Source organism: Bradyrhizobium canariense (assembly GCF_018130465.1).
Classification (GTDB): domain Bacteria; phylum Pseudomonadota; class Alphaproteobacteria; order Rhizobiales; family Xanthobacteraceae; genus Bradyrhizobium; species Bradyrhizobium canariense_C.
The window spans coordinates 34701-56976 of record NZ_JAFCKJ010000011.1; the positions used below are offsets into that span (position 1 = coordinate 34701).

The window sequence follows — 22276 nt, forward strand, 5'->3', positions numbered from 1 at the left end:
CAGTCCTGAGCCGGCGAACTGTAGTGGTCGCGTCGTTTTCGAGGCCGGTTTGATCTGCCACGATCTAAGCGTGATCTGGATCACGTTCAGCCGTCGCGGAAAAGATCACACTGGGTGCATCGGTGGTTCTGGATCTGGGGAGAAAGACCATGCGTTTCCTGATCGCGGCGATGTCCCTCGCAGTTCTTGCCTTCAGCAGCAATGCGGCCCTGGCTGACAAGCGCGTCGCCTTCGTGGTCGGCAACGCCGCCTACAAGAATGTCCCGCAGCTTCCGAACCCGGCCATCGACGCCAAGTCGATGGCGCGGGTGCTGCGCAATGTCGGCTTCGACGTGGTCGAGGGCAGCAACCTCACCCGCGACGCGATGACGGCCAAGCTGCTCGAATTCGGAAAGAAGAGCGAAGGCGCCGATGTGGCGCTGTTTTTTTATGCCGGCCACGGCATCGCGGTGAACGGCGCCAACTATCTGCTGCCGGTCGATGCCGATCTCAAATCCGAGATGGACGTCAAGCTGGGTGCCGCCATCAACGTCGACCTGACGCTGGAGCAGACCATGGCGGATGCCAAGGTGAAGCTGGTGTTTCTCGATGCCTGCCGCGACAACCCCTTCGCCGCGAAAATCCGCTCGGCCAAGGCGACGCGCTCCGTCACCGTCGCGAGCGGCCTTGCCGAGATGAAGTCTGACGAGGGCACGCTGATCGCGTTCGCCACCGGCCCCGGCCAGACCGCGCTCGACGGCGAGGCCGGCACCAACAGCCCGTTCACCCGCGCGCTCATCGCCAACATCGTTGCGCCCGGCCTCGAGATCCAGCAGGCGATGACCAAGGTCCGCGCCCAAGTCAATGACGAGACCAACAAGGCGCAACTCCCGTGGGGCCACACCAATCTCACCGGCACGGTTTTTCTCAACCCGGCCGCTGCGGCCGCGCCGGACGCGGCTGTGCCGGCGACCGTCGCCCAGGCAGGCGAGGTCGAGCTCGAATTCTGGCGCTCGATCAAGGACACCAACAAGGTCGAGGAGCTCAACGCCTATTTGACCAACTATCCGAACGGCACCTTCAAGTCGCTGGCGCTGGCGCGCATCGCCGCGATCCAGGACGGTCCCTCCACGACGACGCGCAATCTCACTGCCGGGGTCGATCCCGCCACTTTCACGGAACAGGCCGACCAGATTGCCGAAGACCAGATCGGGCTGGACAGGAACCAGCGCCGTGACGTGCAGCGCCGCCTCACCGGCCTCGGCTTCGACGTCAAAGGGACCGGCAGATTCGACGACGAAACCCGCACGGTGATCAAGCGCTGGCAGGCCGCGCGCGGCTATCCGACGACCGGCTTTCTCAACAAGCTCCAGCACAAGGCGATGCAGTCCGAGATCGTCTCAGCCCGCGTTGCCTCGCCCGATGATTCCGTCGACGAGCCTGCGCGGCGCCGGTCCTCCGGCGGTGGCGGCCGTCGCGTTCACAGCGGGGGCGGTGGCGGCGGCCCCGGCGGTCTATTCGGCAACATGATGGGCGGCCTGTTCCGCCGGTGATTGACGAACGCAATGCGCGAAAGCGGCTCGATCCGGGCCGACCTTGCTCTGGAAACCTGTGCACATCGATCGTCGCAAAGCCGTCGCGGCATGGCCAGTTCGCGGACAAGAAATCGGCCAGATGCGCGCCTAGCAGGCTTTGACCGCCACTCACGAGAGAAGGGAGCCGAGTTCCATCAGTGCCGAGGACAGGTGATTACCAGTTCTATCGCAGTGGCCCGCCGGATCGGACCGTGTCCCTGAGCTCCATGCCCATTTACATCGGCGCGGCGATGATCGCCGTGGCGATCCTGCTGTCGACGCTGATCACGGGGCTGACCTCCCGCTATGTCGGGCTTGAAGGGCCGACTGACGAGAATATGTGGCTGGTCGATCGTCTCACCGGCAGTGTCTATCGCTGCCAGGCGGAGGAGCGCGGCAGGGCCTCGTGCGAGCCGGATGTCGCCACGGGCAGCGTCGGGGACCGCTTCAAAGCCCCGAAAGCTGGCCGCTGAGCCCTCCGTCTTCGCACCGCAGCAAGAAAATTGTCTTCTCCACGAAACGTCTTCGCCAGAGAATACGTAATTGCGAGGGCCGGCATGACGCCGGTTTCGTTTTACTGAGGAGACTTTTCGATGAAAATCTTGCTCACAGCCGCAGCTTTTTTCGCGTTCGCCGTTTCCCCTGCATCGGCCGCGATGATGGCGTGCACCAGCGATAATATGATGAAGTCCGCCGCCATGATGGGCGGCACGGCGGATACGCCGGCCAAGACGGCCATGAACAAGGAAATGACCATGGCCAACACCGACATGAGCAACGGCAAGATGAAAAGCGCCTGCATGCATTACATGAAGGCGCAGAAGGCCATGTCGATGAAGTAGGCGCGGATCGCACCTTTCGACCGCGCTGTCAGCAGATGGCAGCGCGGTTTTTCTTTGTCCGCTCTTTGATCGGCTTCTTGCCTTGATGCGAATCCCGCTACATTGCATTCCGCAATGTCTCGCGCGCCCAGACCGCTTCCGATCACCACGACACAGGCCCGGCAAATCTGGCTTCATGCCCAGCGGCTGGACGAGCGCGCGCCGTTCGGTGATGGCGCGCAAGCCGTCTCCGACGCGGTCGCCCATCTCGGCTATGTGCAGATCGACACCATCAACGTGATCGAACGCTGCCATCACCACATCCTGTTCAGCCGGATCCCGTCCTACCGCCGCGCCGATCTGCGCCACGCGCAGAGCGTAGATAGAAGCGTCTTTGAATATTGGACGCATGCGCTCTCTTACGTGCCGGCCGGTGACTTCCGCTTCTTCCTGCCGTCGATGCGCGAGCACCGCCGCGAGGGGCACAAATGGTTCGCCTCGGTGAAGCCTGCCGACATGCGCAAGGTGATGCGGCTGGTGCGCGCCGGCCCGCTGACGATCCGCGACATCGAGGACGACGTGCTCACCGAGAAGGAGCATCTCTGGCAGAGCCGAAAGCCCTCGAAGCGGGCGTTGCAGCTCGCCTTCTATACGGGTGCCGTGACCATCAGCGAGCGCCGGGGCATGCTCAAGACCTATGAGCTGATGACGCGCCATTTCGGCTGGGAAAAGCTGCCGAAGCCGGCGTCGACAAAGGACATTACGGCCTATCTGCTCGATCGCGCGCTGCGATCGCAGGGTGTCGTGAGTCTCGATTCGGTCTGCCATCTCGACGCGCCGCGCAAGACGGCGGTGGCTGGCCTGATCGCCTCGCGCGTCCGCCGTGGCGAGCTCGTGCCTGTCGCCATCGACGGTGCCGGCAGGCAGGAGCACTGGGCACTGCCGGCTGCGCTCGAGCCGGGCGAGCGTGCGCCGCCTGATCTCGTTCACATCCTCTCGCCGTTCGATCCGCTGATCATCCAGCGCAAGCGCACCAATCTCATTTTCGGCTATAACCATTTGTTCGAGGCCTATGTGCCGAAGGCCAAACGCAAGCTCGGCTATTTCGCGCTGCCCGTGCTGGTCGGCGACGAGATCGTCGCCGCGCTGGATCTGAAGACCGACCGGCAGGCGAAGAAGCTGCTGATGCAGAAATGGACCTGGGTCGGAGAGGGGAAGAAGACCGCGGGGCGCAAGGAGCTCAAACGGAAGATCGAGGAGGAGCTCGATCGTTTTGAGAAGTTTCAGCTCGCGGAGTGAGGGCGTCTTCGGAGAGCGGGATAGCCACCCCACGCATCGCGGCGAGACGGTCGATCCAGACGCCAAACACAATCCCGATCGCATAAGCGACCAAATTCCACAGCGAAAAAATGCGCCCCAACAGCAGCGCGCCCGCGTTGGTGATTCGAAATGCGTCGAGCCACGGCGTATGCACCAGCCGGGAAAACTCCACGGCGATTGCGATCGCCGCGGCGATGGCCGCGATCTGCGCCCGTGGCAGCCGCGGCAGCAAAACGCCGATCAGCAGAAGCACCATCGTTGCCCACAGTAGCGAGCCGCCGTACTTCACCACGAAGGCCGGCAGGCCGAGCGGAAAGCCGTACCGGCGCAGCGAGAGTCCGCAGGCGATAACCGCCAGCGCCAGCCCGGCGCGGATCAGCGATGTCCGTAACGGCGCAACAGGTTGATGCGGCTGCGCCCCTTGCATTGCTTGCTCCATTGACTCTTCGCCCGCGATCCTCAAAACCGGCTCTCAGCCCATAAAAGCAACAACCCCGGGGAGAAGCCATGAGCCAGACCACGACCTATGCCGGTTCGACCGGCGCAGCCAAGTCGGAAATCGAGACCTCGACCATCCGCGCCATCTCCTGGCGCCTGATCCCGTTCCTGGTGCTGGCCTACTTCTTCTCCTATCTCGACCGCGTCAATCTCGGCTTCGCCGCGCTGACCATGAATGCCGAGCTGAAATTCACGCCGCTGATCTTCTCCTGGGGGGCCGGCATCTTCTTCATCGGCTATTTCATTTTCGAGGTGCCGAGCAATCTGGCGCTGGAAAAGTTCGGCGCCAGCCGCTGGATCGCCCGCATCATGGTGACCTGGGGCATCATCTCGGCGCTGATGGCGCTCACGAGCGGCGTCACGAGCTTCTACGTGCTGCGCTTCCTGCTCGGCGTGGCCGAAGCCGGCTTCTTCCCCGGCATCATCCTCTATCTCACCTATTGGTATCCGGCCGAATATCGCGCCCGCTTCCTCGCGGCCTTTGCCATCGCCGTTCCGGTCTCGACCGTGATCGGCGCGCCGGTTTCGGGCCTCCTGCTCGGCCTCGACGGGGCGATGGGGCTGAAGGGCTGGCAGTGGCTCTTCATCATCGAGGGCATCCCTTCCGTGCTGCTCGGCATCGTCACCTGGTTTTACCTCACCGACAGGCCGGAGAAGGCGGACTGGCTCTCGGCCGAGCAGAAGGCCTGGCTCAAGTCGAGGCTCGATTCGGAAGTCGCGGCCAAGCAGGCGGTGAAGCATCTGTCGCTCGGCGAAGCCTTGTCGTCGCCAAAGGTGATCGCGCTCAGCCTGGTCTATTTCGGCTTCGTCGGCGCGCTCTACGGCATGCAGTTCTGGCTGCCGCAGATCGTCAAGGCATTCGGCCTCACCAACGCGCAGACCGGCTTCGTCACCGCGATCCCGTATCTGTTCGGCACCATCGCGATGATCCTTTGGGCGAGGCACTCGGACGCTACGCGCGAGCGCGTGATGCATGTCGGCGCGCCGCTGTTGCTCACCGCCGTTGCGCTTGCCGTCTCCTCCTATCTCACCGATCCCGCCATGACGATGGTGGTGCTCACTGTCGCCGCGATCGGCGTGTTCTGCTGCTTCGGCGTGTTCTGGACCCTGCCGACCGCCTGGCTCTCCGGCACGGCGGCGGCCGGCGGCATCGCCCTGATCAACTCGATCGGCAACCTCGCCGGGTTCGGCGGTCCCTACCTGATCGGCTGGGTCAAGGAAGCCACCGGCCAGACCTCGACCGGCCTGCTCGTGCTGGCAGTCCTGCCTCTGCTCGCCGGCATTCTGGTGTTTGTCGGCGGCCACGAGAGCAAGCACGAGTTCGTGGAGCAGGGGCGGTAACGCGGCATCGCCAGCTGCGTAGCCCGGATGGAGCGCAGCGAAATCCGGGTCCGCTGCGTAATGGCGGAAGTCCCCCGGATTGCGCTGCGCTCCATCCGGGCTGCGGACTAATCTGCGCCGGCGCTTTTCTGCGAACCAGCCAAACCGAGGAACACCAGCATAGCGCGGTTGAGACGCAAGAGGTCGTCATCGTCGAGGCGCCCCAGCAGCGTTCCAGCCTTGGCTTTCGGCACCGTGGTAATTTTATCGACCATCAGCCGGGACGGAGCACGAAGGCCGTTGCGTTCGTTCGGCTCGACCGTGAGTCGGAAGAGCGGAGCCTCAGTTTCGTCGGTTGTGAAGGCGCAGACGGTGATGGAGTTCGTGGCGTCAAAGCTGTCGTCCTGCACGATGACGACGGGGCGTGGCTTGCCCGCATAGTCCTTGCCGCCTGCCACCGTCCAGACCTCGCCTCGCTTCATTCATCGGTCCAATCGGATACGGCGTCGATGAAGCCCTGGTCTTCGGATGCATGTGCGCTGGTTGCGACCGCAAGCGATTGGCGATGGGCTTCCGACTGAAAGGAGGGCGAGCGGATATCCGGCACCCAGATCTGGATCGGTCGCAAACCTTGTGCGCGCAATCTATCGCGGTGGGCCTGTACCTTCATGCGAGATGGCTTGGGCTTCGAAGGAGTCATATGTCTTCTCGATGGTTACATGTAACCCTAGCAAAAAACGTCCGGTGCTACCAGCGAGACCTGGGCGACCATCCTTACCACCTCTTAACGATCACGCTTTCCTGATGACTGACGATTATTGACTTTCATCAGTGATTAGTCGACATTCCTCTCGTTGCAGCAGCGGAGTGTCTTCGATGTTCGTCCGGTCGGTTTTATCCAGCTATTCCAAGCTCCTGGCAGGTGTGTCGCTGGCCCTGATGGCTGCCGCCCTGTCCGGGTGCAATGATACCGTTGCTGAAAAGGCCGAGCCGCCGCGGCCGGTTCTGGTCGCCACCGCCCATTATGATGCCGAAAAGCCCGAGCGCAGCTTCGTTGGCACCATCAGGCCGCGGATCGAGAGCGATCTGGGTTTTCGGGTCGCCGGCAAGGTCGCCAAGCGTCTGGTCGAGGTCGGCCAGACTGTCGAAATTGGCCAGCCGCTCGCGACGCTTGATGAGGTTGATCTGAAGCTCCAGGCCGAGCAATCCGTCGCCGAGCAGACCGCTGCGACCGGCGTGCTGGCCCAGGCCGCCGCGGCCGAGCAGCGCGCCAAGGATTTGAAGGCCAAGGGCTGGACCACCGACGCCCAGCTCGACCAGAGCCGCGCTTCCGCCGATGAGGCGCGTGCGCGCCTGAACCGGGCCGAGCGCTCGGTCGAGCTGACCAACAATTCCCTTTCCTACGCGACGCTCAATGCCGACGCCCGTGGCGTCGTCACTGCAACTCTGATCGAGCCCGGCCAGGTGGTTGCCGCAGGCCAGACCTCGATCCGTGTCGCCCGCTTTGCCGAGAAGGAAGCGGTCGTCGCGATCCCTGAGACGCTGGTCGGACGTGCCAAATCGGGCGCCGCCAGCGTCACTCTTTGGTCGGAGCCGGGCAAGAAATATACGGCCAAGCTGCGCGAGATCGCGCCCACCGCGGATTCCGCCACGCGAACCTATCTTGCGAAATTCTCGCTGCCCGAGGCCGACGACAAGGTCTCGCTCGGCATGACGGCGACGCTGACGCTGTCGGACGCTGCGACCGAGCGCGTTGCGCGGCTGCCGCTGTCGGCGCTGTTCAACGAAGGCGGCAAGCCGTCCTTCTACGTCGTCGACGACAACGGCGCGGTCACGCTGAAGCCGGTGGCGGTGAAATCCTACGAGAGCAACGACGTCGTCATCACCGGCGGCGTGGAAGAGGGCGCCAAGATCGTCGCCCTCGGTGTGCAGAAGCTCGATCCGAGCCAGAGGGTACGGATCGTCTCCTCACTGTCCTTCTAAGCTTTTTTACGAGTTCCTCGTTGCGAGGTGAGTTTCGGCCCGAGCGCAAATGCGAAGGCTGAAGCGGCGAAGCGATCCAGAACCTGCCCAGCCCCCTGGATTGCTTCGCTGCCTCGCGATGATGGGTTGAACAGAGTGGCTGTCGTTTTTTTGCAACTGGATCATCTTTGGAGAGTGCGATGAAGCGCTTCAACCTTTCGGCCTGGGCCGTCAGCCATCCGACGCTGATCCTGTTCCTGATGCTGATACTCGGCGTCGCCGGCTTCTTCTCCTATCAGAAGCTCGGCCGCGCGGAGGATCCGTTCTTCACGGTGAAGGTGGTCAACGTCTCCGTGCTCTGGCCGGGCGCGACCGCGCAGGAAATGCAGGCGCAGGTCGCCGATCCCATCGAGAAGAAGATCCAGGAGCTGCCTTACTTCGAGAAGGTGCAGACCTATTCCAAGCCCGGCTTCACTGCGCTCCAGGTGACCTTCCGCGATTCCACGCCGCCGAAGGACGTGCCGTATCTCTTTTATCTGCTGCGCAAGAAGCTGGCCGACGTGCAGGGCCAATTGCCCTCGGGGATTTTGGGGCCCGTCGTCAACGACGAGTTCTCCGACGTCGATTCCATCCTCTACATGATGACCGGCGACGGCGCCGACTACGCCCAGCTCAAGAAGGTCTCGGAGGGTTTCCGTCAGCGCCTTCTGAAGGTTCCGGGCGTGACCAAGGTCGACGTCTACGGCAACCAGGATGAGCGCATCTTCGTCGAGTTCAGCCATGCCAAGCTTGCCACTCTCGGCATCACGCCGCAGGCGCTGTTCGATTCGCTCGCCAAGCAGAACAACGTGACGCCGGCCGGCACGGTCGAAACCTCGTCGCAGCGCGTGCCGCTGCGCGTCACCGGTGCGCTCGACGGTGTCAAGGCCGTCGCCGAAACCCCCGTCGAGAGCAACGGCCGCGTGTTCCGCCTCGGCGACATCGCCACCGTCACCCATGGCTATGTCGACCCGCCGAGCTTCATCGTGCGCCAGGAAGGCAAGGCCGCGATCGGCATCGGTGTCGTCACCGCCAAGGGCGCCAACATCCTCGATCTCGGCAAGGAGGTCGAGAAGGCGACGTCTGAATTCATGAAGGCGGTGCCGCAGGGCGTCGACGTCAAGCTGATCGCCGACCAGCCCAAGGTGGTCGAGCACGCCGTCGGCGAGTTCGTGCACTCCTTCATGGAAGCCCTCGTCATCGTGCTGTTCGTGTCGTTCCTGGCGCTCGGCTGGCGCACCGGCATCGTGGTCGCGCTGTCGGTGCCCCTGGTGCTCGGCATCGTCTTCGTCGTCATGAACACCATGTCGCTCGACCTGCACCGCATCACGCTCGGTGCGCTGATCATCGCGCTCGGCCTGCTGGTGGATGATGCGATCATTGCGGTCGAGATGATGGTGGTGAAGATGGAGCAGGGCTGGGACCGCATGCGTGCGGCGTCCTTTGCCTGGGAATCCACTGCGTTTCCGATGCTCACGGGAACGCTGGTCACGGCCGCTGGCTTCCTCCCCATCGGCTTTGCCAATTCCGCGGTCGGCGAATATGCCGGCAGCATCTTCTGGATCGTGGCGATCGCGCTGGTCGCGTCCTGGTTCGTGGCGGTGATCTTCACGCCCTATATCGGCGTCATGCTGCTGCCCAACATCAAGGTGCACCACAATCACGATCCGCACGCGGTCTACGAGACCCGCATGTATCGGGGGCTGCGTGCCATCGTGCAGTGGTGCGTCAACCACCGCATCACCGTGGTGGTCGCCACCGTCGGCGTCTTCATCGCCTCGATCGTCGGATTCGGCCACGTCCAGCAGCAGTTCTTCCCGCTGTCCGAGCGCCCTGAGCTGTTCCTCCAGCTTCGCCTGCCCGAGGGCACCGCCTTCAACGTCACCGAAAAGGCGGTGAAGAAGGCCGAGACGATGCTCAAGGACGACAAGGACATCGAGACCTATACGGCCTATGTCGGGCAGGGCTCGCCGCGCTTCTGGCTCGGCCTCAATCCGCAGCTTCCGAACGAGGCTTTTGCCGAAGTCGTCATCGTCGCAAAGGGCGTCGAGGCGCGCGAGCGCATCAAGGCCAAGCTTGAAAACGCCGTTGCCGACGGTGCGCTCAACGAGGCTCGCGTGCGCGTCGACCGCTTCAATTTCGGTCCCCCCGTTGGTTTTCCCGTGCAGTTTCGCGTCATCGGCCCCGACGCCAACAAGGTGCGCGAGATCGCCTACCAGGTCCGCGACGTCATGCGGCAGAACAAGAGCGTCAAGGACGTCCAGCTCGACTGGAACGAGCAGTCGCCTTACCTCAAGCTCGTCGTCGACCAGGATCGCGCCCGCGCCATGGGCCTGACCCCGCAGGACGTGTCGCAGGCGCTGTCGATGCTGATCTCGGGCTCACAGGTGACGACCGTGCGCGACGGCATCGAGAAGGTCGGCGTGGTCGCGCGTGCCGTCTCCTCCGAACGGCTCGACCTCGGCGCAGTCGGCGATCTCACCATCACCTCGCGTAACGGCGTGGCCGTGCCGCTGCAGCAGATCGCCAAGATCGAGTATGCCCACGAGGAGCCGATCATGTGGCGGCGTAACCGCGACATGGCGATCACCGTGCGCTCCGACGTCGTCGACGGCGTGCAGGCGCCCGACGTCACCGGCCAGATCGCGCCGAAGCTGAAGGCGATCAAGGACAATCTCGAGCCGGCCTACCGCATCGAGGCGGGCGGCGCGTTCGAGGAATCCGCCAAGGGCAACGCCTCGATCTTCATTCTCTTCCCGCTGATGGTCATGGTGATGCTGACGCTGCTGATGTTCCAGCTGCAGAGCTTCTCGCGCCTGATCCTGGTGTTCCTGACTGCGCCGCTCGGCATTGTTGGCGCCTCCTTCGGGCTCAACATCGCCAACGCCCCGTTCGGCTTCGTGGCGCTGCTCGGCCTGATCGCGCTCGCCGGCATGATCATGCGCAACGCGGTCATCCTGGTCGACCAGATCGAGACCGACGTCTCGCACGGCCTGACCCGCCGCGAGGCGATCGTGGAGGCCACCGTCCGCCGCGCCCGTCCGGTGGTGCTGACGGCGCTCGCCGCCATCCTCGCCATGATCCCGCTGTCGCGCTCGGCGTTCTGGGGCCCGATGGCGATCACCATCATGGGCGGCTTGTTCGTTGCGACCTTCCTCACGTTGCTGTACCTGCCGGGCCTCTACGCCCTCTGGTTCCGCAAGAGCCTGGATGAGGCGGGCACCCCCGAGCAGCCTGCCGCGCCGCAGCATGGCAGCGATGATCCGCACGCAATTCCGCTTGCTGAGGCGGCTGAATAAGTGAAGATGAAGAATGACGAGTCCTGACAGATGACACTGGTTTCGGAACACATCGAAGGCGACACCCGGGATCGTATTCTCGAGGTGGCCGAGCGGCTGTTCCGCCAGATCGGCTATCTGAAGACCACGGTCGGGGACATCGCCAAGGAGCTCAAGATGAGCCCCGCCAACGTCTATCGCTTCTTCGAATCGAAGAAGGCGATTCATCAGGCGGTGGCCCGCTCGCTGATGGGCGAGGTCGAACTGGAAGCGCAGCGGATCGTGGCGAGGCCCGGTCCGGTACTGCCGCGCTTCCGCGAACTGCTCACCACCATCCATCGCATGAACACCGAGCGCTATGTCGGCGATTCCAAATTGCACGAGATGGTCGAGATCGCGATGCAGGAGGACTGGGACGTCTGCGTCAACCACATGGAGTGCATTGCCGGGGTCATCGGCCAGATGATCGCGCAAGGCGTGGCCTCCGGCGAGTTCGAGGCGCCGGACCTGCAACTGGCCGCGCTCTGTGCCTGCACCGCAATGATGCGCTTTTTCCACCCCCAGATGATCGCCCAGTGCGCCACCAAGCCGGGCCCGACCATCGACCAGATGATCGATTTCGTCATCGCGGGATTGTCCCCGCGGCACTGACGCGGCGACGGATTTCCTCTTATAAGCGGACATGCAGTCATTCCGGGGCGCGCAAAGCGCGAACCCGGAATCTCGAGATTCCGGGGGCGGTCCTGCGGACCGTCCCGGAATGACGGGCAGTGGAGAATCAGCGCGTGACCGACAAAGACCTGCACTTCTACGAGCCCGCCAAGGGCCACGGCCTCAAGCACGATCCCTTCAATGCCATCATCGCGCCGCGGCCGATCGGCTGGATTTCGTCGCGCGACACCAGAGGCCACGTCAATCTCGCGCCCTACAGTTTCTTCAACGCCTTCTGCTACGTGCCGCCGATCATCGGCTTCTCCTCCACCAACTGGAAGGACACGGTCGAGAACATCCAGCAGACCGGCGAGTTCGTCTGGAATCTCGCCACCATGGACCTGGCCAAGCATATGAACGCGACTGCGGCGCACGTTGGCCCCGAGGTCGACGAGTTCAAGGTCGCCGGCCTCACCGCCGTGCCCGGCAGGCTCGTCAACGTGCCGCGCGTCGGTGAGAGTCCCGTCGCCTTCGAATGCAAGGTGTCCGACATCGTCAGGCTCAAGGGCGCCGACGGCAAGGAAGCCAATGCCTGGCTGACGCTCGGCGAGGTCGTTGCCGTTCATATCGACAAGGCCATGATCAAGGACGGCGTCTACCAGACTGCCGCCGCCCGACCGATCGTCAGGGCCGGCCGCAGCGGTGATTATTTCGAGATCAAGCCGGAAAACATGTTCGAGATGGTGCGGCCGGATTAGACCGGCCGACCTCGAAGCCCATCCCCTCCCGGAACTGCCACCACGCCTCGGCCGTTATGGCCCTGGGCGGCCGCCCGGCCGCGTCAATTCGCGTCTTTTCGCAGGCGAAGTGTTCACCTCCGCCGGCCACTTTCCGCTAAAATGCCCGATCACCGCGCCGATGCATGAGGTCCGCCATGAGCTTCCGCCGCGACACCCTGACAAAACCGATTTTCGCTTGGGCGCGCGGCGTGCTGCCGGCGATGTCGGACACCGAGCGCGAGGCGCTGGAGGCCGGCGACGTCTGGTGGGACGCCGATCTCTTCACCGGCAACCCTGATTGGTCGAAGCTGCTGAAGGTCCCGCAGGCAACGCTGACCGAAGAGGAGCGGGCCTTCCTCAACGGCCCCGTAGACGAGCTCTGCGCCATGCTCGACGAGTGGAAGATCTTTTGGGAATGGCGCGACCTGCCACCCGATGTCTGGCACTTCGTCAAGCGCGAAAAATTCTTTGGCATGATCATTCCGAAGGAGTTCGGCGGCCTCGGCTTCTCGCCCTATGCGCATTCGGAAGTGGTGCGCAAAATCTCGACCCGCTCGATCGCAGCGGCGGTGACGGTGATGGTGCCGAACTCGCTAGGCCCCGGCGAGCTCCTGATGCACTTCGGCACGAAGGAGCAGCAGCTGCGCTGGCTGCCGCGTCTTGCCGACGGCCGCGACATTCCCTGCTTCGGTCTCACCAGCCCCGAGGCCGGCTCTGATGCCGCCTCGATGGTCGATACCGGCATCATCTGCAAGGGTACCTTCGAGGGCCAGGAGGTGCTTGGTCTGAAGCTCAACTGGCACAAGCGCTACATCACGCTCGGTCCGGTCGCGACGCTGCTTGGCCTCGCCTTCAAGGCCTATGACCCCGATCATCTCGTGGGGAGCCAGGAAGAGCTCGGTATCAGCGTGGCGCTGATCCCGACCAATCTGCCCGGAGTCGAAATCGGCCGTCGCCATCTGCCGTCGATGCAGGTCTTCCAGAACGGCCCGAACCGGGGCCGCGACGTCTTCATTCCACTCGACTATGTCATCGGCGGCCAAGAGCGGCTGGGGCAGGGCTGGAAGATGCTGATGACGGCGCTCGCCGCCGGCCGCGGCATCTCATTGCCGTCGCTCTCGGCCGCCGGCGCCGCCTATGCCGCCCGCACCACCGGCGCCTATGCCCGCATCCGAGAGCAGTTCGGCATCTCCATCTCCAAATTCGAAGGCGTCGAGGAGCCGCTCGCGCGCATCGTCGCGACCGCCTATCAGCTCGACGCGGCGCGACGGCTGACCTGCGCGGCGCTGAACGCAGGCGTCCATCCCGCCGTCATCTCGGGCATTATGAAGCTGCACGCGACCGAGCGGATGCGCACCGCGGTCGACGACGCCATGGACATTCATGGCGGCAAGGCCGTGATCGACGGTCCGCAAAACTATCTCGGCAATCTCCACCGCGCCGTCCCTGTCGGCATCACCGTCGAGGGCGCCAACATCCTCACCCGTAATCTCATCGTGTTCGGGCAGGGCGCCATCCGTGCACATCCTTATTTGCTCGACGAGATGAATGCGCTCGCGGATGCCGATCGCGAGCGCGGGCTGACCGCGTTCGACAAGGTGTTCTGGAAGCATGTCGGCCACAGCTTCGAGACACTATTGCGCGCCTTCGGCCGCAGCTGGAGCTTTGGCGCCTTTGCGCCGGCACCGAATGCGGGCAAGGCGATGCCATTCTATCGCCAGCTCTCGCGTTACTCCGCGGCGTTTGCCCTCTGCGCCGATATGGCGCTGCTCACGCTCGGCGGCGCGCTCAAACGCAAGGAGATGCTGTCGGCGCGCTTCGGCGACATCCTGTCCGAGCTGTATCTGCTCTCGGCCGCGCTCAAACGCTGGCAGGACGAGGGCCGGCAGAACGAGGATTTTGCCGCGCTCGAATGGTGCATGGCGACGGGCTTTCGGACCATCGAGAACCGGCTTGCGGAGATTCTCGCCAATCTGCCGAACCGCTTCGTCGCATGCATCCTGAAGTTCGTGGTCCAGCCATTCGGCGCCCGCGTGCTGGGTCCCTCCGATCGGGTCGTGCATCAATGCGCAAGCCTCGTGCTGGAGCCGTCGGCCGCGCGCGACCGCCTCACGCCCGACCTCGCTTATGTCGATGACGATGGCGGCTTTGCCCGGCTGGAGCGCGCGTTCAACCTGGTCGCAGGCACGGACGCAATCGCCAAGCGCATGCGCGCGGCGCATATGAGCGACTGGAAGGATGCGGTGGCCAAGGGCGTGATCACGCAGGCCGAAGGCGAGCAGCTGGCCGCAGCCCGTGAAGCCGTCACAAAAGTGATAGAGGTCGACGATTTTGCGCCGGAGGCGCTGTCGCCGATTTACAAGAAAACCGGCGACGTGCATCAGTTCTTCCAGGAACTCGGAGAACAGAGGGCGGCGAGCTGATGGCACGACCAGTTTTCATCGTCGACGGCAGCCGGACGCCGTTTCTGAAGGCGCGTTCGGGGCCGGGGCCGTTCACGCCTGTCGATCTCGCCGTGCAATGCGGCCGGCCGCTGCTGGCGCGCCAGCCGTTTTCGCCTGATACCTTCGACCAGGTCATCCTCGGCTGCGTCAACGTGATCGCGGACGAGATGAACCCGGCCCGCGTCGCCGCGCTCCGGCTCGGCATGGGCGAGGGCATGGTCGCCTTCACCGTGCAGATCAATTGCGGCTCGGGCATGCAGTCGATCGACACCGCCTACCGCTACATCCGCGAGGGCCATGCCAACATGATCCTCGCCGGCGGCACCGAGGCCTTGAGCCACGCGCCGCTGGTCTGGCCGAATTCCGGCGTGCGCTGGTTCGCCGGCCTTGCCACCGCCAAGGGCGTCGCCGCGAAGCTTGCCGCAGCTTTCAAGCTGCGGCCGCGCTATCTCAAGCCGATCATCGGCCTGGAGCGCGGGCTGACCGATCCCATTACCGACTTGAACATGGGCCAGACGGCCGAAGTCGTCGGCCATCTCTTCGGCATCACCCGCGCGCAGTCCGATGCCTATGCTGCCGAGAGCCATCGACGGCTCGCACATGCGCAGGCAGAAGGCTATCTGAAGGGCGAGGTCGAGACTGCGTTCTCCCGCGACGGAAAATTCTTCGACCACGATGATGGCGTGCGTCCGGGCTCGACCGCCGAGACCCTCGCCAAGCTGAGGCCGGTGTTCGAGCGTCCCTGGGGCCAGGTCACTGCCGGCAATTCCTCGCAGATCACCGACGGCGCGTCCTGGGTGATCCTGGCTTCCGACGAAGCGGTTGCCAAGCACAAGCTGACGCCGAAGGCGGTCATCGTCGACAGCAACTGGGCCGCGCTCGATCCTGCTATCATGGGCCTCGGTCCCGTGATGTCCGCGACGCCGCTGCTGAAGCGCAACAACCTCACCATCAACGACGTCCAGACCTGGGAGCTCAACGAAGCGTTCGCAACCCAGGTGCTCGGCTGCCTCGCCGCCTGGAATGACGACAAATTCTGCCGCGAGATCTTGGGGCTCGACGGCGCGGCCGGCGAGATCGACCGCGAAAAACTCAATGTCGACGGCGGCGCCATCTCGCTCGGCCATCCCGTCGGCACTTCCGGCAACCGCATCGTGCTGCATCTCGTCAACGCGATGAAGCGGCTCGGCACGCGGCGTGGCATTGCCACTGAATGCATCGGCGGCGGGCTCGGCGGCGCCATGCTGATCGAGGCGGTGTGACCATGGATTCCAAGATCATGACCGCGCTCGGCGATCGCGTCCTCGCGCTCGGACCGCAGCCGGCGTCAGACAGTCCCTACAAGAACTTCAAGCTGACGCGCGACGCTGACGGCGTCGCCTGGCTCCTGTTCGACCGCGCCGGTGCCGGCGCCAACACGCTGTCTTCGGACGTGATGGAGGAGTTCGACGCCGTGCTGGCGGCGATCGAGACCGAGCGTCCTGCCGGCCTCGTGATCCGCTCCGCCAAACCGTCCGGCTTCATCGCGGGCGCCGACGTCAACGAATTCCGTGGCGCCAGTGATGCCGAAATGGTGGAGACGCGCATCCGCGCCGCCCATGCGGTCGTCGACCATCTGGAAGCGCTGAAGCTGCCGACGGTCGCGGTGATCCACGGCTTCTGCCTCGGCGGCGGGCTCGAAGTCGCGCTCGCCTGCCAATCGCGCATCGCCATCGACGGCGCGCGCTTTGGCTTCCCGGAGGTGATGCTCGGCCTGCATCCCGGTCTCGGCGGCACCGCGCGCTTCACCGCGCTGGTCAATCCGACCCAGTCGATGGCCCTGATGCTGACGGGCCGCACTATCGATGCCCGCCGCGCCAGATCGCTCGGCCTCGTCGACACCGTGACCCAGGAGCGCCACGTTCGCAGCGCGGTGAAGGACGCGCTGTTTGGTCGGTTGAAGCGGGTGCGGCCGGGGTTGCTCACGCGCGCAGCCAATTTCGGACCGGTGCGCGGGCTCCTTGCCAAGCGCATGCGCAGCGAAGCTGCGAAGGCCGCGTCCCGCGAGCATTATCCTGCACCCTATGCCTTGATCGATCTCTGGGAAACCCATGGCGGCAGCAAGGCCGCGATGCTCAGGGCGGAGCAGGCCTCATTCGCCAAGCTGATGGTGACGCCGACCGCGCAGAATTTGATCCGCGTGTTCTTCCTGCGCGAGCAGATGAAGAAGGCGGCAGGCACCGGCAACACCATCAAGCATGTCCACGTCATCGGCGCCGGCGCCATGGGCGGCGACATTGCGGCCTGGTGCGCCGGGCAGGGGCTGCGCGTCTCGCTCGCCGACATGAAGGCGGAGCCGATCGCGGGCGCGGTCAAGCGCGCCGCCGAGCTCTACGGCAAGATCATCCGCAAGCCGACCGACGTGCGCGACGCGCTCGATCGCCTGATCCCCGACATGGACGGGGAGGGTGTCCGCAACGCCGATCTCATCATCGAGGCGGTCCCCGAAAAGCTCGAGTTGAAGCAGAAGGTCTATGCCGGCCTCGAACCGCGGATGAAGCCGGGCGCGATCCTGGCGACCAACACCTCGAGCATTCCGCTGCAGGATCTGCGAACCACGCTGGCGCGGCCGGAGCGGCTGGTCGGCCTCCACTTCTTCAACCCGGTGTCGCGGTTGCAACTGGTCGAAATCGTCAGCCATGACGGTAACGATACGCAGGTGCTGAAGGAAGCACTCGCCTTCGTCGGCGCGGTCGACCGGCTGCCGTTGTCGGTGAAGAGCTCGCCGGGATTCCTCGTCAACCGCGCGCTGACGCCCTACATGCTGGAGGCGATGGTGATGCTGGACGAGAAGATCGACCAGCGCCTGATCGACGCCGCCGCGGAGCAGTTCGGCATGCCGATGGGGCCGATCGAACTGGCCGACCAGGTCGGGCTCGACATTTGCATTGATGTCGGCGACATGCTGCGCACCAAGTTCGGCGATCTGCTGCCGCCGACGCCGGCCTGGCTGCGCGAGAAGGTCGCCAAGGGCGAACTCGGCCGCAAGACCGGCAAGGGCTTTTACGTCTGGCGCGACGGCAAGGCCGAGAAGGCGCCGTTGCCCGAGACCGGTCCGCGCGTCACCGATCAGATGATCGACCGCCTGGTGCTGCCGATGTCCAACGTCTGCGTCGCGGCGCTTCGCGAGGGTATCGTCGATGATGCCGACATGGTCGACGGTGCCATGATCTTCGGCACCGGTTATGCACCGTTCCGTGGCGGTCCGTTGAACTACGCGCGTACGCGTGGCGTGGATAATGTCGTATCCACCTTGCGCGCGCTCGCCGGGAGATTCGGCGAACGCTTTGCGCCGGATCCGGGCTGGGACAATTTCAAGTGAGACAGGTATGAACGAACAAGCCAATGCCGGGCCGAGCGGTGATCTCTGCATCCGCACGCTGGCGATGCCTGCCGACACCAACGCAAACGGCGACATTTTCGGCGGTTGGCTGCTCAGCCAGATGGATGTCGGCGGCGGCGTGTTTGCGTCAAAGGTCGCAAAGTCGCGCACGGTGACCGTCGCGATCGAGGCGATGAATTTCCGCAAGGCCGTCTATGTCGGCGATCTCGTTTCGGTTCACGCCCACCTCGTTCGCGTCGGGCGCACGTCCATCACCGTGCATCTGGAAGCATGGGCGCTGCGCCGCGGGGAGCAGCAACCGTTCCTCGTCACCGACGGCAATTTCACCTACGTCTCGATCGACGAGCACGGCCGCCCACAGGCGGTTCGTCCGACCGACACCGCGATCGCGACGTAATCGCACGCGGCGTTGCGCCTCATCTCAGGTGCGGCGCGGCCAAACGCGGCGCGACTGAGTCACGGCGTCGCGGCTTTGCCAAGAACCAGTCATAAAACGGATGAGGTCGCGGCGTACTCAATTGCCTGTCGATTCGGGGTGGAAACCGCATGATTTGTCCGAGGAACTTTCGGGCAGGGATCCGGTTATTTGCCCGCACTGAGGAATCCACGGACCATGCCGGACAGCTACATCATCGAGGTTAATTCGCAGACCGCGGGCATCGTGGTTCGCGGCGACGGAGGCTATTGCTTCTTCGCCTCGTCCCACCAATTCAACCGCCTCGAAGGCCAACTCTTCCGCAATGCCCGTGAAGCCGAGCGCGCCGCGCGCAAGCTAATTAACGGTGATGTGAAGGAAGCGGCATAATTTTCCGCCTGTCGTTCCGGGCGCGCAGAGCGCGAGCCCGGAATCTTTTGCCGCGTGCTCTGCCTTCTCTTCTCCCCTTGTGGGAGAAGGTGGCATAGGCGGCCTTCGGCCGCCGCTGTTTAGGAACGCCGATGCTTTGCATCGGCTACGGCGCCGGATGAGGGGTTGTTTCAGCGAGTTCAGCAGTGAGAGATTTGCTTCGCGGAGGCATACCCCTCACCCGTCTCGCCGCTATGCGGCGAGCCACCCTCTCCCACAAGGGGAGAGGGTGAGAATCATCATCACAACTTCGTTGCAGCCCGCGACAGCAGCTTCCAGTCGTCGCCCTGCTTCTGCCAGTTCATCAGGATGTGAAGGTTGGTCGGCACTTTTTTCCCATCGGCCGCCATCTCCTGTTCCGCCACCCAGTGGAAACGCACGATCGCAGCGGGACCGACGACCTTGATGGTCGGGTCCTTGTATTCGACCGACAGGAATTTGGACTTGCCGTCGGTGGCGTTGGTGACGAAGGTCGCCTTGTCCTCGACCTTGCCGCTGGAATGGCTGTAGCTCACCTCGTCGGCGCAGAGCGCGCCAAGCGCCTTGGGATCAGCCGCGATCTGGGCGAGACGGAACGCCTCGACCTTCTTCGCCACGGCTTCCTCGTCCGCCGAGGCCGCCAGCACCGGTGTTGTGAGCGCAAGAGCTGAGACGGCAAGAGCTGGGAGAGCAAGAGTCGAGAGAGCCAGATCGCGTCGGTTGATCGTCATCGTTTCCTCCTTTTTGATCTTGCATGGAGTGTTGCAGCCGCGCGCGACTTTGTCGAGTGTCGCGTGGTGGTCATGCACGAGCGTCATTGCGTGATTGAGGCTGTATTGATACGGCTTTCGTATTGATGCGTCATATATTCGGGAAAGTACGGAAATGATCGAGGCTATCGGCAAGGAGACGAGCAGGGCATTGCTGTTCGACATCGACGGCACGCTCGCCAACACCGATCCCTTGCACTTGAAGGCCTTCAACGAGGTGCTCGGCCCTCGCGGTCATATCTTCGATCACGCGCGCTTCTCCAGGGAGCTGCAAGGTTTCGCCAATGTATCGATCGGCGAACGCTTTCTGCCCGACGAGCCGCCCGAACGGCGTGCCTTGATCCTCGATGAGAAGGAGGGAGTCTTCCGCGCGCTGGTAGCCGGGCAGATCGAGCCGCTGCCGGGCCTGATGGCGCTGCTCGACCGGGCGGACGCGGCCGGCATTCCCATGGTCGCCGTGACCAACGCGCCGCGCCTCAACGCGGAGCTGCTGCTCTCCGGCCTCGGCATCGCACACCGTTTCAAGGCGCTCGTGATCGGTGCCGAGCTGCCGCACGGCAAGCCGCATCCGCTGCCCTATCAGGAGGGGCTACGCTTTGCCGGTGCCAGCGCGATGGCTTCGATCGCATTCGAGGACTCCCGCACCGGCGTGCAGTCGGCCGTAGCGGCCGGCATTCCGACCATTGGCATCCGGACCAGCCTCAGCCATGCTGACTTGGTTGCATCAGGCGCTATCGCCTCCGCCAGCGCCTTCGACGATCCGGGCCTGCTGGCGCGCCTCGCCACCGCAATGGCGTGGTGAGAACCTTCGTCCGTTAACCGTGATCGGTGCGCGCATTGACCGAACGCGCGAACCGCCGCACCATGCAGCTTCCTGACTTGAGGCCATCGCCGTGACCGGACTGACCCATCGCCAAGCCGAAATCCTGAACATTGCGCGGGCCTCGGGCCGCGTCATGGTCGAGGAGCTGGCGCGCCGGTTCGAGGTCTCGGCGCAGACCATCCGCAAGGATCTCAACGATCTCTGCGAGCGCCGCTCGCTGACCCGTATCCATGGCGGCGCCATCATCGCCTCCGGCGTGGAAAACCTCGCCTATGAGGCGCGGCGCTTCGTCGCCGCCGACGAGAAGAAGGCGATTGGAGTCGCGGCCGCATCGCTGATCCCGAACGGCTGCTCGCTCTTCATCAACATCGGCACCACGACCGAGGAGGTCGCGAGCGCGCTGACCTCGCACGAGGATCTCCTCGTCATCACCAACAATCTCAACGTTGCCATGCTGCTCTATCGTCACCCCCGCATCGAGGTGGTGGTCGCCGGCGGCACGGTACGGCGCGCCGACGGTGCGGTGGTCGGTTCGACCGCGACGCAGCTGATCGGCCAGTTCAAGGTCGACTACGCCATCATCGGGGCGTCCGCGATCGACGAGGAGGGCGCGCTGCTCGACTTCGACTATCGCGAGGTGCAGGTGGCGCAGGCCATCATCGCCAACGCCCGCAGCGTCATGCTGGTCGCGGACTCGACCAAGCTTCGCCGCAGCGCGCCGGTCCGCATTGCCCATATCAGCCAGATCCAGACCTTCGTCACCGACCAGGAACTGCCCGAGCGCCTCGCCACCATCTGCCACAGCAAGGGCATCGAGGTGATGGCGGCAATGCCGAAGGGAGCCGATGTCGATGAGGCTCAGGCCGATGTGCAGGATGCAGCACCCGAATCGGCGCCGGTGCTGCGGCTGAGGTAGGACTATGGGTCGTCCCACGGGTTGAGCAGCGGCACGCCGAATACCGCGAAATCCTTCACATTGCGCGTCACGAGCGTGAGGTCGTTTGCGAGCGCTGTCGCGGCAAAGAAGCCATCCATGACGGACAGCGCGATGCCGCTTTTGCGGCTCTGTGCCATCAGGTCGCCCCAGCGTTCCGCCACCGCGTGGTCGATCGGCAGGGTGCGCCCGGCAAAACGCTCCGGCAGATCGTGGGCAAGCCAGGCGGCCAGTGCTGCGCGCCGACGGCCGTCCTCCAGCAATGCGATGCCGCGGCGAAGCTCGGCGATCGATGCCACGCTGATGAACGCACGATCCTCGTCGATCGTATCAAGCCATGACAAGACTTTCGGCGAAGGGGCCGGCCTCTGGACCTCCGACAACACGTTGGTGTCGAGCAGTAGATTCACGGCATCTCGTCGTGCGGCGCGTCGTGCACGCGTTCAAGCTCGAGGTCGGCGCTGCGCAGCGGCGAAGCCAGCAGGAATTCGGCTAAGGTGCCTTTACGCGCCGTCTTGCGCGCCCATTCCTCGGCGGAAACGATCACCGCATTGGGCTTGCCGTGTCGGGTGATGATTTGCGGGCCGGCTTGGGCACGGTCGATCACTTCGGAGAGCCGGGCCTTGGCGTTGGCAAGCGTCCAGATGTCATCAGTCGGAAGCGAGTCGGGTGCAGTATTGCGGTCGGCCATGTGAACGAGAACCAATATGACTATTTTGACTATAATTCTGCGAAGCTAATCATTCAAGGGCGCTGCTGCTTCTCGAACTGCCATCCAAACTGCCCATTTCCACAGCCTTTTGCCCGCGAAAAAGTTCCGCTTTCACTTCCTTTCTCCTCTCTTTCATCTTGCTTTCGTTTTTTGGTGTGATCTAATCA

At 64.0% G+C, this 22276-nt stretch carries 22 protein-coding genes; 16 read left to right on the forward strand and 6 right to left on the reverse strand.

What is annotated here, in order from left to right; all coding sequences use genetic code 11:
- The first annotated feature begins 149 nt into the window (after positions 1–149).
- From JQ591_RS25565 to JQ591_RS25580, 4 genes are all read left to right on the forward strand, one after another.
- Complete coding sequence (locus tag JQ591_RS25565; RefSeq protein ID WP_211398780.1) at positions 150–1532, forward strand: caspase family protein; 1383 nt, start codon at positions 150–152, stop codon at positions 1530–1532.
- A gap of 248 nt (positions 1533–1780) precedes the next feature.
- Positions 1781–2026: a hypothetical protein gene (locus JQ591_RS25570; RefSeq protein ID WP_211398781.1), complete on the forward strand. Its 246-nt coding sequence runs from the start codon at positions 1781–1783 to the stop codon at positions 2024–2026.
- 120 nt (positions 2027–2146) lie between these two features.
- Entirely contained in the window at positions 2147–2395 is a 249-nt protein-coding gene (locus tag JQ591_RS25575; RefSeq protein ID WP_211398782.1) for a hypothetical protein, read from the forward strand.
- Positions 2396–2509: 114 nt separating this feature from the next.
- Positions 2510–3673 carry a winged helix-turn-helix domain-containing protein gene (locus JQ591_RS25580; protein WP_211398783.1) on the forward strand — a complete coding sequence of 388 codons (1164 nt, stop codon included), beginning with the start codon at positions 2510–2512 and terminating at the stop codon, positions 3671–3673.
- Here the strand turns inward: JQ591_RS25580 and JQ591_RS25585 are convergent.
- Positions 3615–4121 (reverse strand): DUF2809 domain-containing protein, encoded by a 507-nt coding sequence (locus JQ591_RS25585; RefSeq protein WP_211398935.1) that lies wholly within the window; start codon positions 4119–4121, stop codon positions 3615–3617. The two genes, JQ591_RS25580 and JQ591_RS25585, sit on opposite strands and share 59 nt — an antisense overlap.
- 80 nt (positions 4122–4201) lie before the next feature.
- Here JQ591_RS25585 and JQ591_RS25590 point away from each other — a divergent pair, with 80 nt between their 5' ends.
- On the forward strand, positions 4202–5533 hold the full coding sequence (locus tag JQ591_RS25590) for an MFS transporter (protein WP_211398784.1): 1332 nt from the start codon (positions 4202–4204) through the stop codon (positions 5531–5533).
- A gap of 107 nt (positions 5534–5640) precedes the next feature.
- Here JQ591_RS25590 and JQ591_RS25595 read toward each other — a convergent pair whose 3' ends face one another.
- Both JQ591_RS25595 and JQ591_RS25600 read right to left on the reverse strand, forming a co-directional pair.
- Positions 5641–5994 (reverse strand): type II toxin-antitoxin system PemK/MazF family toxin, encoded by a 354-nt coding sequence (locus JQ591_RS25595; RefSeq protein ID WP_211398785.1) that lies wholly within the window; start codon positions 5992–5994, stop codon positions 5641–5643.
- Positions 5991–6212: an antitoxin MazE family protein gene (locus JQ591_RS25600; protein WP_211398786.1), complete on the reverse strand. Its 222-nt coding sequence runs from the start codon at positions 6210–6212 to the stop codon at positions 5991–5993. Before JQ591_RS25600 ends, JQ591_RS25595 begins: the two co-directional genes overlap by 4 nt.
- Positions 6213–6388: 176 nt before the next feature.
- Here JQ591_RS25600 and JQ591_RS25605 point away from each other — a divergent pair, with 176 nt between their 5' ends.
- The 9 genes from JQ591_RS25605 (at position 6389) to JQ591_RS25645 (ending at position 18852) form a co-directional block, all read left to right on the forward strand.
- Positions 6389–7495, forward strand: coding sequence for an efflux RND transporter periplasmic adaptor subunit (locus tag JQ591_RS25605; RefSeq protein ID WP_211398787.1), 1107 nt, complete (start codon positions 6389–6391; stop codon positions 7493–7495).
- A gap of 179 nt (positions 7496–7674) precedes the next feature.
- Positions 7675–10812, forward strand: a complete 3138-nt coding sequence (locus JQ591_RS25610) for an efflux RND transporter permease subunit (protein ID WP_211398788.1) — start codon at positions 7675–7677, stop codon at positions 10810–10812.
- A gap of 30 nt (positions 10813–10842) precedes the next feature.
- Positions 10843–11442, forward strand: a complete 600-nt coding sequence (locus tag JQ591_RS25615; protein WP_211398789.1) for a TetR/AcrR family transcriptional regulator — start codon at positions 10843–10845, stop codon at positions 11440–11442.
- Between the two features lie 134 nt (positions 11443–11576).
- Positions 11577–12200, forward strand: coding sequence for a flavin reductase family protein (locus JQ591_RS25620; RefSeq protein ID WP_211398790.1), 624 nt, complete (start codon positions 11577–11579; stop codon positions 12198–12200).
- A gap of 176 nt (positions 12201–12376) precedes the next feature.
- Positions 12377–14644 carry an acyl-CoA dehydrogenase gene (locus JQ591_RS25625; RefSeq protein ID WP_211398791.1) on the forward strand — a complete coding sequence of 756 codons (2268 nt, stop codon included), beginning with the start codon at positions 12377–12379 and terminating at the stop codon, positions 14642–14644.
- The gene (locus tag JQ591_RS25630) at positions 14644–15927 is read left to right on the forward strand and encodes an acetyl-CoA C-acetyltransferase (RefSeq protein ID WP_211398792.1); all 1284 of its coding nucleotides are present in this window, start codon (positions 14644–14646) and stop codon (positions 15925–15927) included. The genes JQ591_RS25625 and JQ591_RS25630 overlap by 1 nt, the downstream gene beginning before the upstream one ends.
- Positions 15928–15929: 2 nt before the next feature.
- Positions 15930–18026 carry a 3-hydroxyacyl-CoA dehydrogenase NAD-binding domain-containing protein gene (locus JQ591_RS25635; protein ID WP_211398793.1) on the forward strand — a complete coding sequence of 699 codons (2097 nt, stop codon included), beginning with the start codon at positions 15930–15932 and terminating at the stop codon, positions 18024–18026.
- A 7-nt stretch (positions 18027–18033) separates the two neighbouring features.
- Positions 18034–18444 carry an acyl-CoA thioesterase gene (locus JQ591_RS25640; protein ID WP_211398794.1) on the forward strand — a complete coding sequence of 137 codons (411 nt, stop codon included), beginning with the start codon at positions 18034–18036 and terminating at the stop codon, positions 18442–18444.
- Positions 18445–18660: 216 nt separating this feature from the next.
- Positions 18661–18852 carry a hypothetical protein gene (locus JQ591_RS25645; RefSeq protein WP_211398795.1) on the forward strand — a complete coding sequence of 64 codons (192 nt, stop codon included), beginning with the start codon at positions 18661–18663 and terminating at the stop codon, positions 18850–18852.
- A 281-nt stretch (positions 18853–19133) separates the two neighbouring features.
- On the opposite strand, the gene JQ591_RS25650 is transcribed toward JQ591_RS25645, so the two are convergent.
- On the reverse strand, positions 19134–19601 hold the full coding sequence (locus JQ591_RS25650; RefSeq protein WP_211398796.1) for a nuclear transport factor 2 family protein: 468 nt from the start codon (positions 19599–19601) through the stop codon (positions 19134–19136).
- 154 nt (positions 19602–19755) lie between these two features.
- On the opposite strand from JQ591_RS25650, the gene JQ591_RS25655 reads away from it, so the two are divergent.
- Together JQ591_RS25655 and JQ591_RS25660 are read left to right on the forward strand one after the other, a co-directional pair.
- Positions 19756–20442 carry an HAD family hydrolase gene (locus JQ591_RS25655; RefSeq protein ID WP_211398797.1) on the forward strand — a complete coding sequence of 229 codons (687 nt, stop codon included), beginning with the start codon at positions 19756–19758 and terminating at the stop codon, positions 20440–20442.
- 91 nt (positions 20443–20533) lie between these two features.
- On the forward strand, positions 20534–21379 hold the full coding sequence (locus JQ591_RS25660) for a DeoR/GlpR family DNA-binding transcription regulator (protein ID WP_211398798.1): 846 nt from the start codon (positions 20534–20536) through the stop codon (positions 21377–21379).
- Between the two features lie 2 nt (positions 21380–21381).
- On the opposite strand, the gene JQ591_RS25665 is transcribed toward JQ591_RS25660, so the two are convergent.
- Together JQ591_RS25665 and JQ591_RS25670 are read right to left on the reverse strand one after the other, a co-directional pair.
- Positions 21382–21807 (reverse strand): type II toxin-antitoxin system VapC family toxin, encoded by a 426-nt coding sequence (locus JQ591_RS25665; RefSeq protein ID WP_211398799.1) that lies wholly within the window; start codon positions 21805–21807, stop codon positions 21382–21384.
- Positions 21804–22088: a type II toxin-antitoxin system Phd/YefM family antitoxin gene (locus JQ591_RS25670; protein ID WP_211398800.1), complete on the reverse strand. Its 285-nt coding sequence runs from the start codon at positions 22086–22088 to the stop codon at positions 21804–21806. Before JQ591_RS25670 ends, JQ591_RS25665 begins: the two co-directional genes overlap by 4 nt.
- Between the last annotated feature and the right edge of the window lie 188 nt (positions 22089–22276).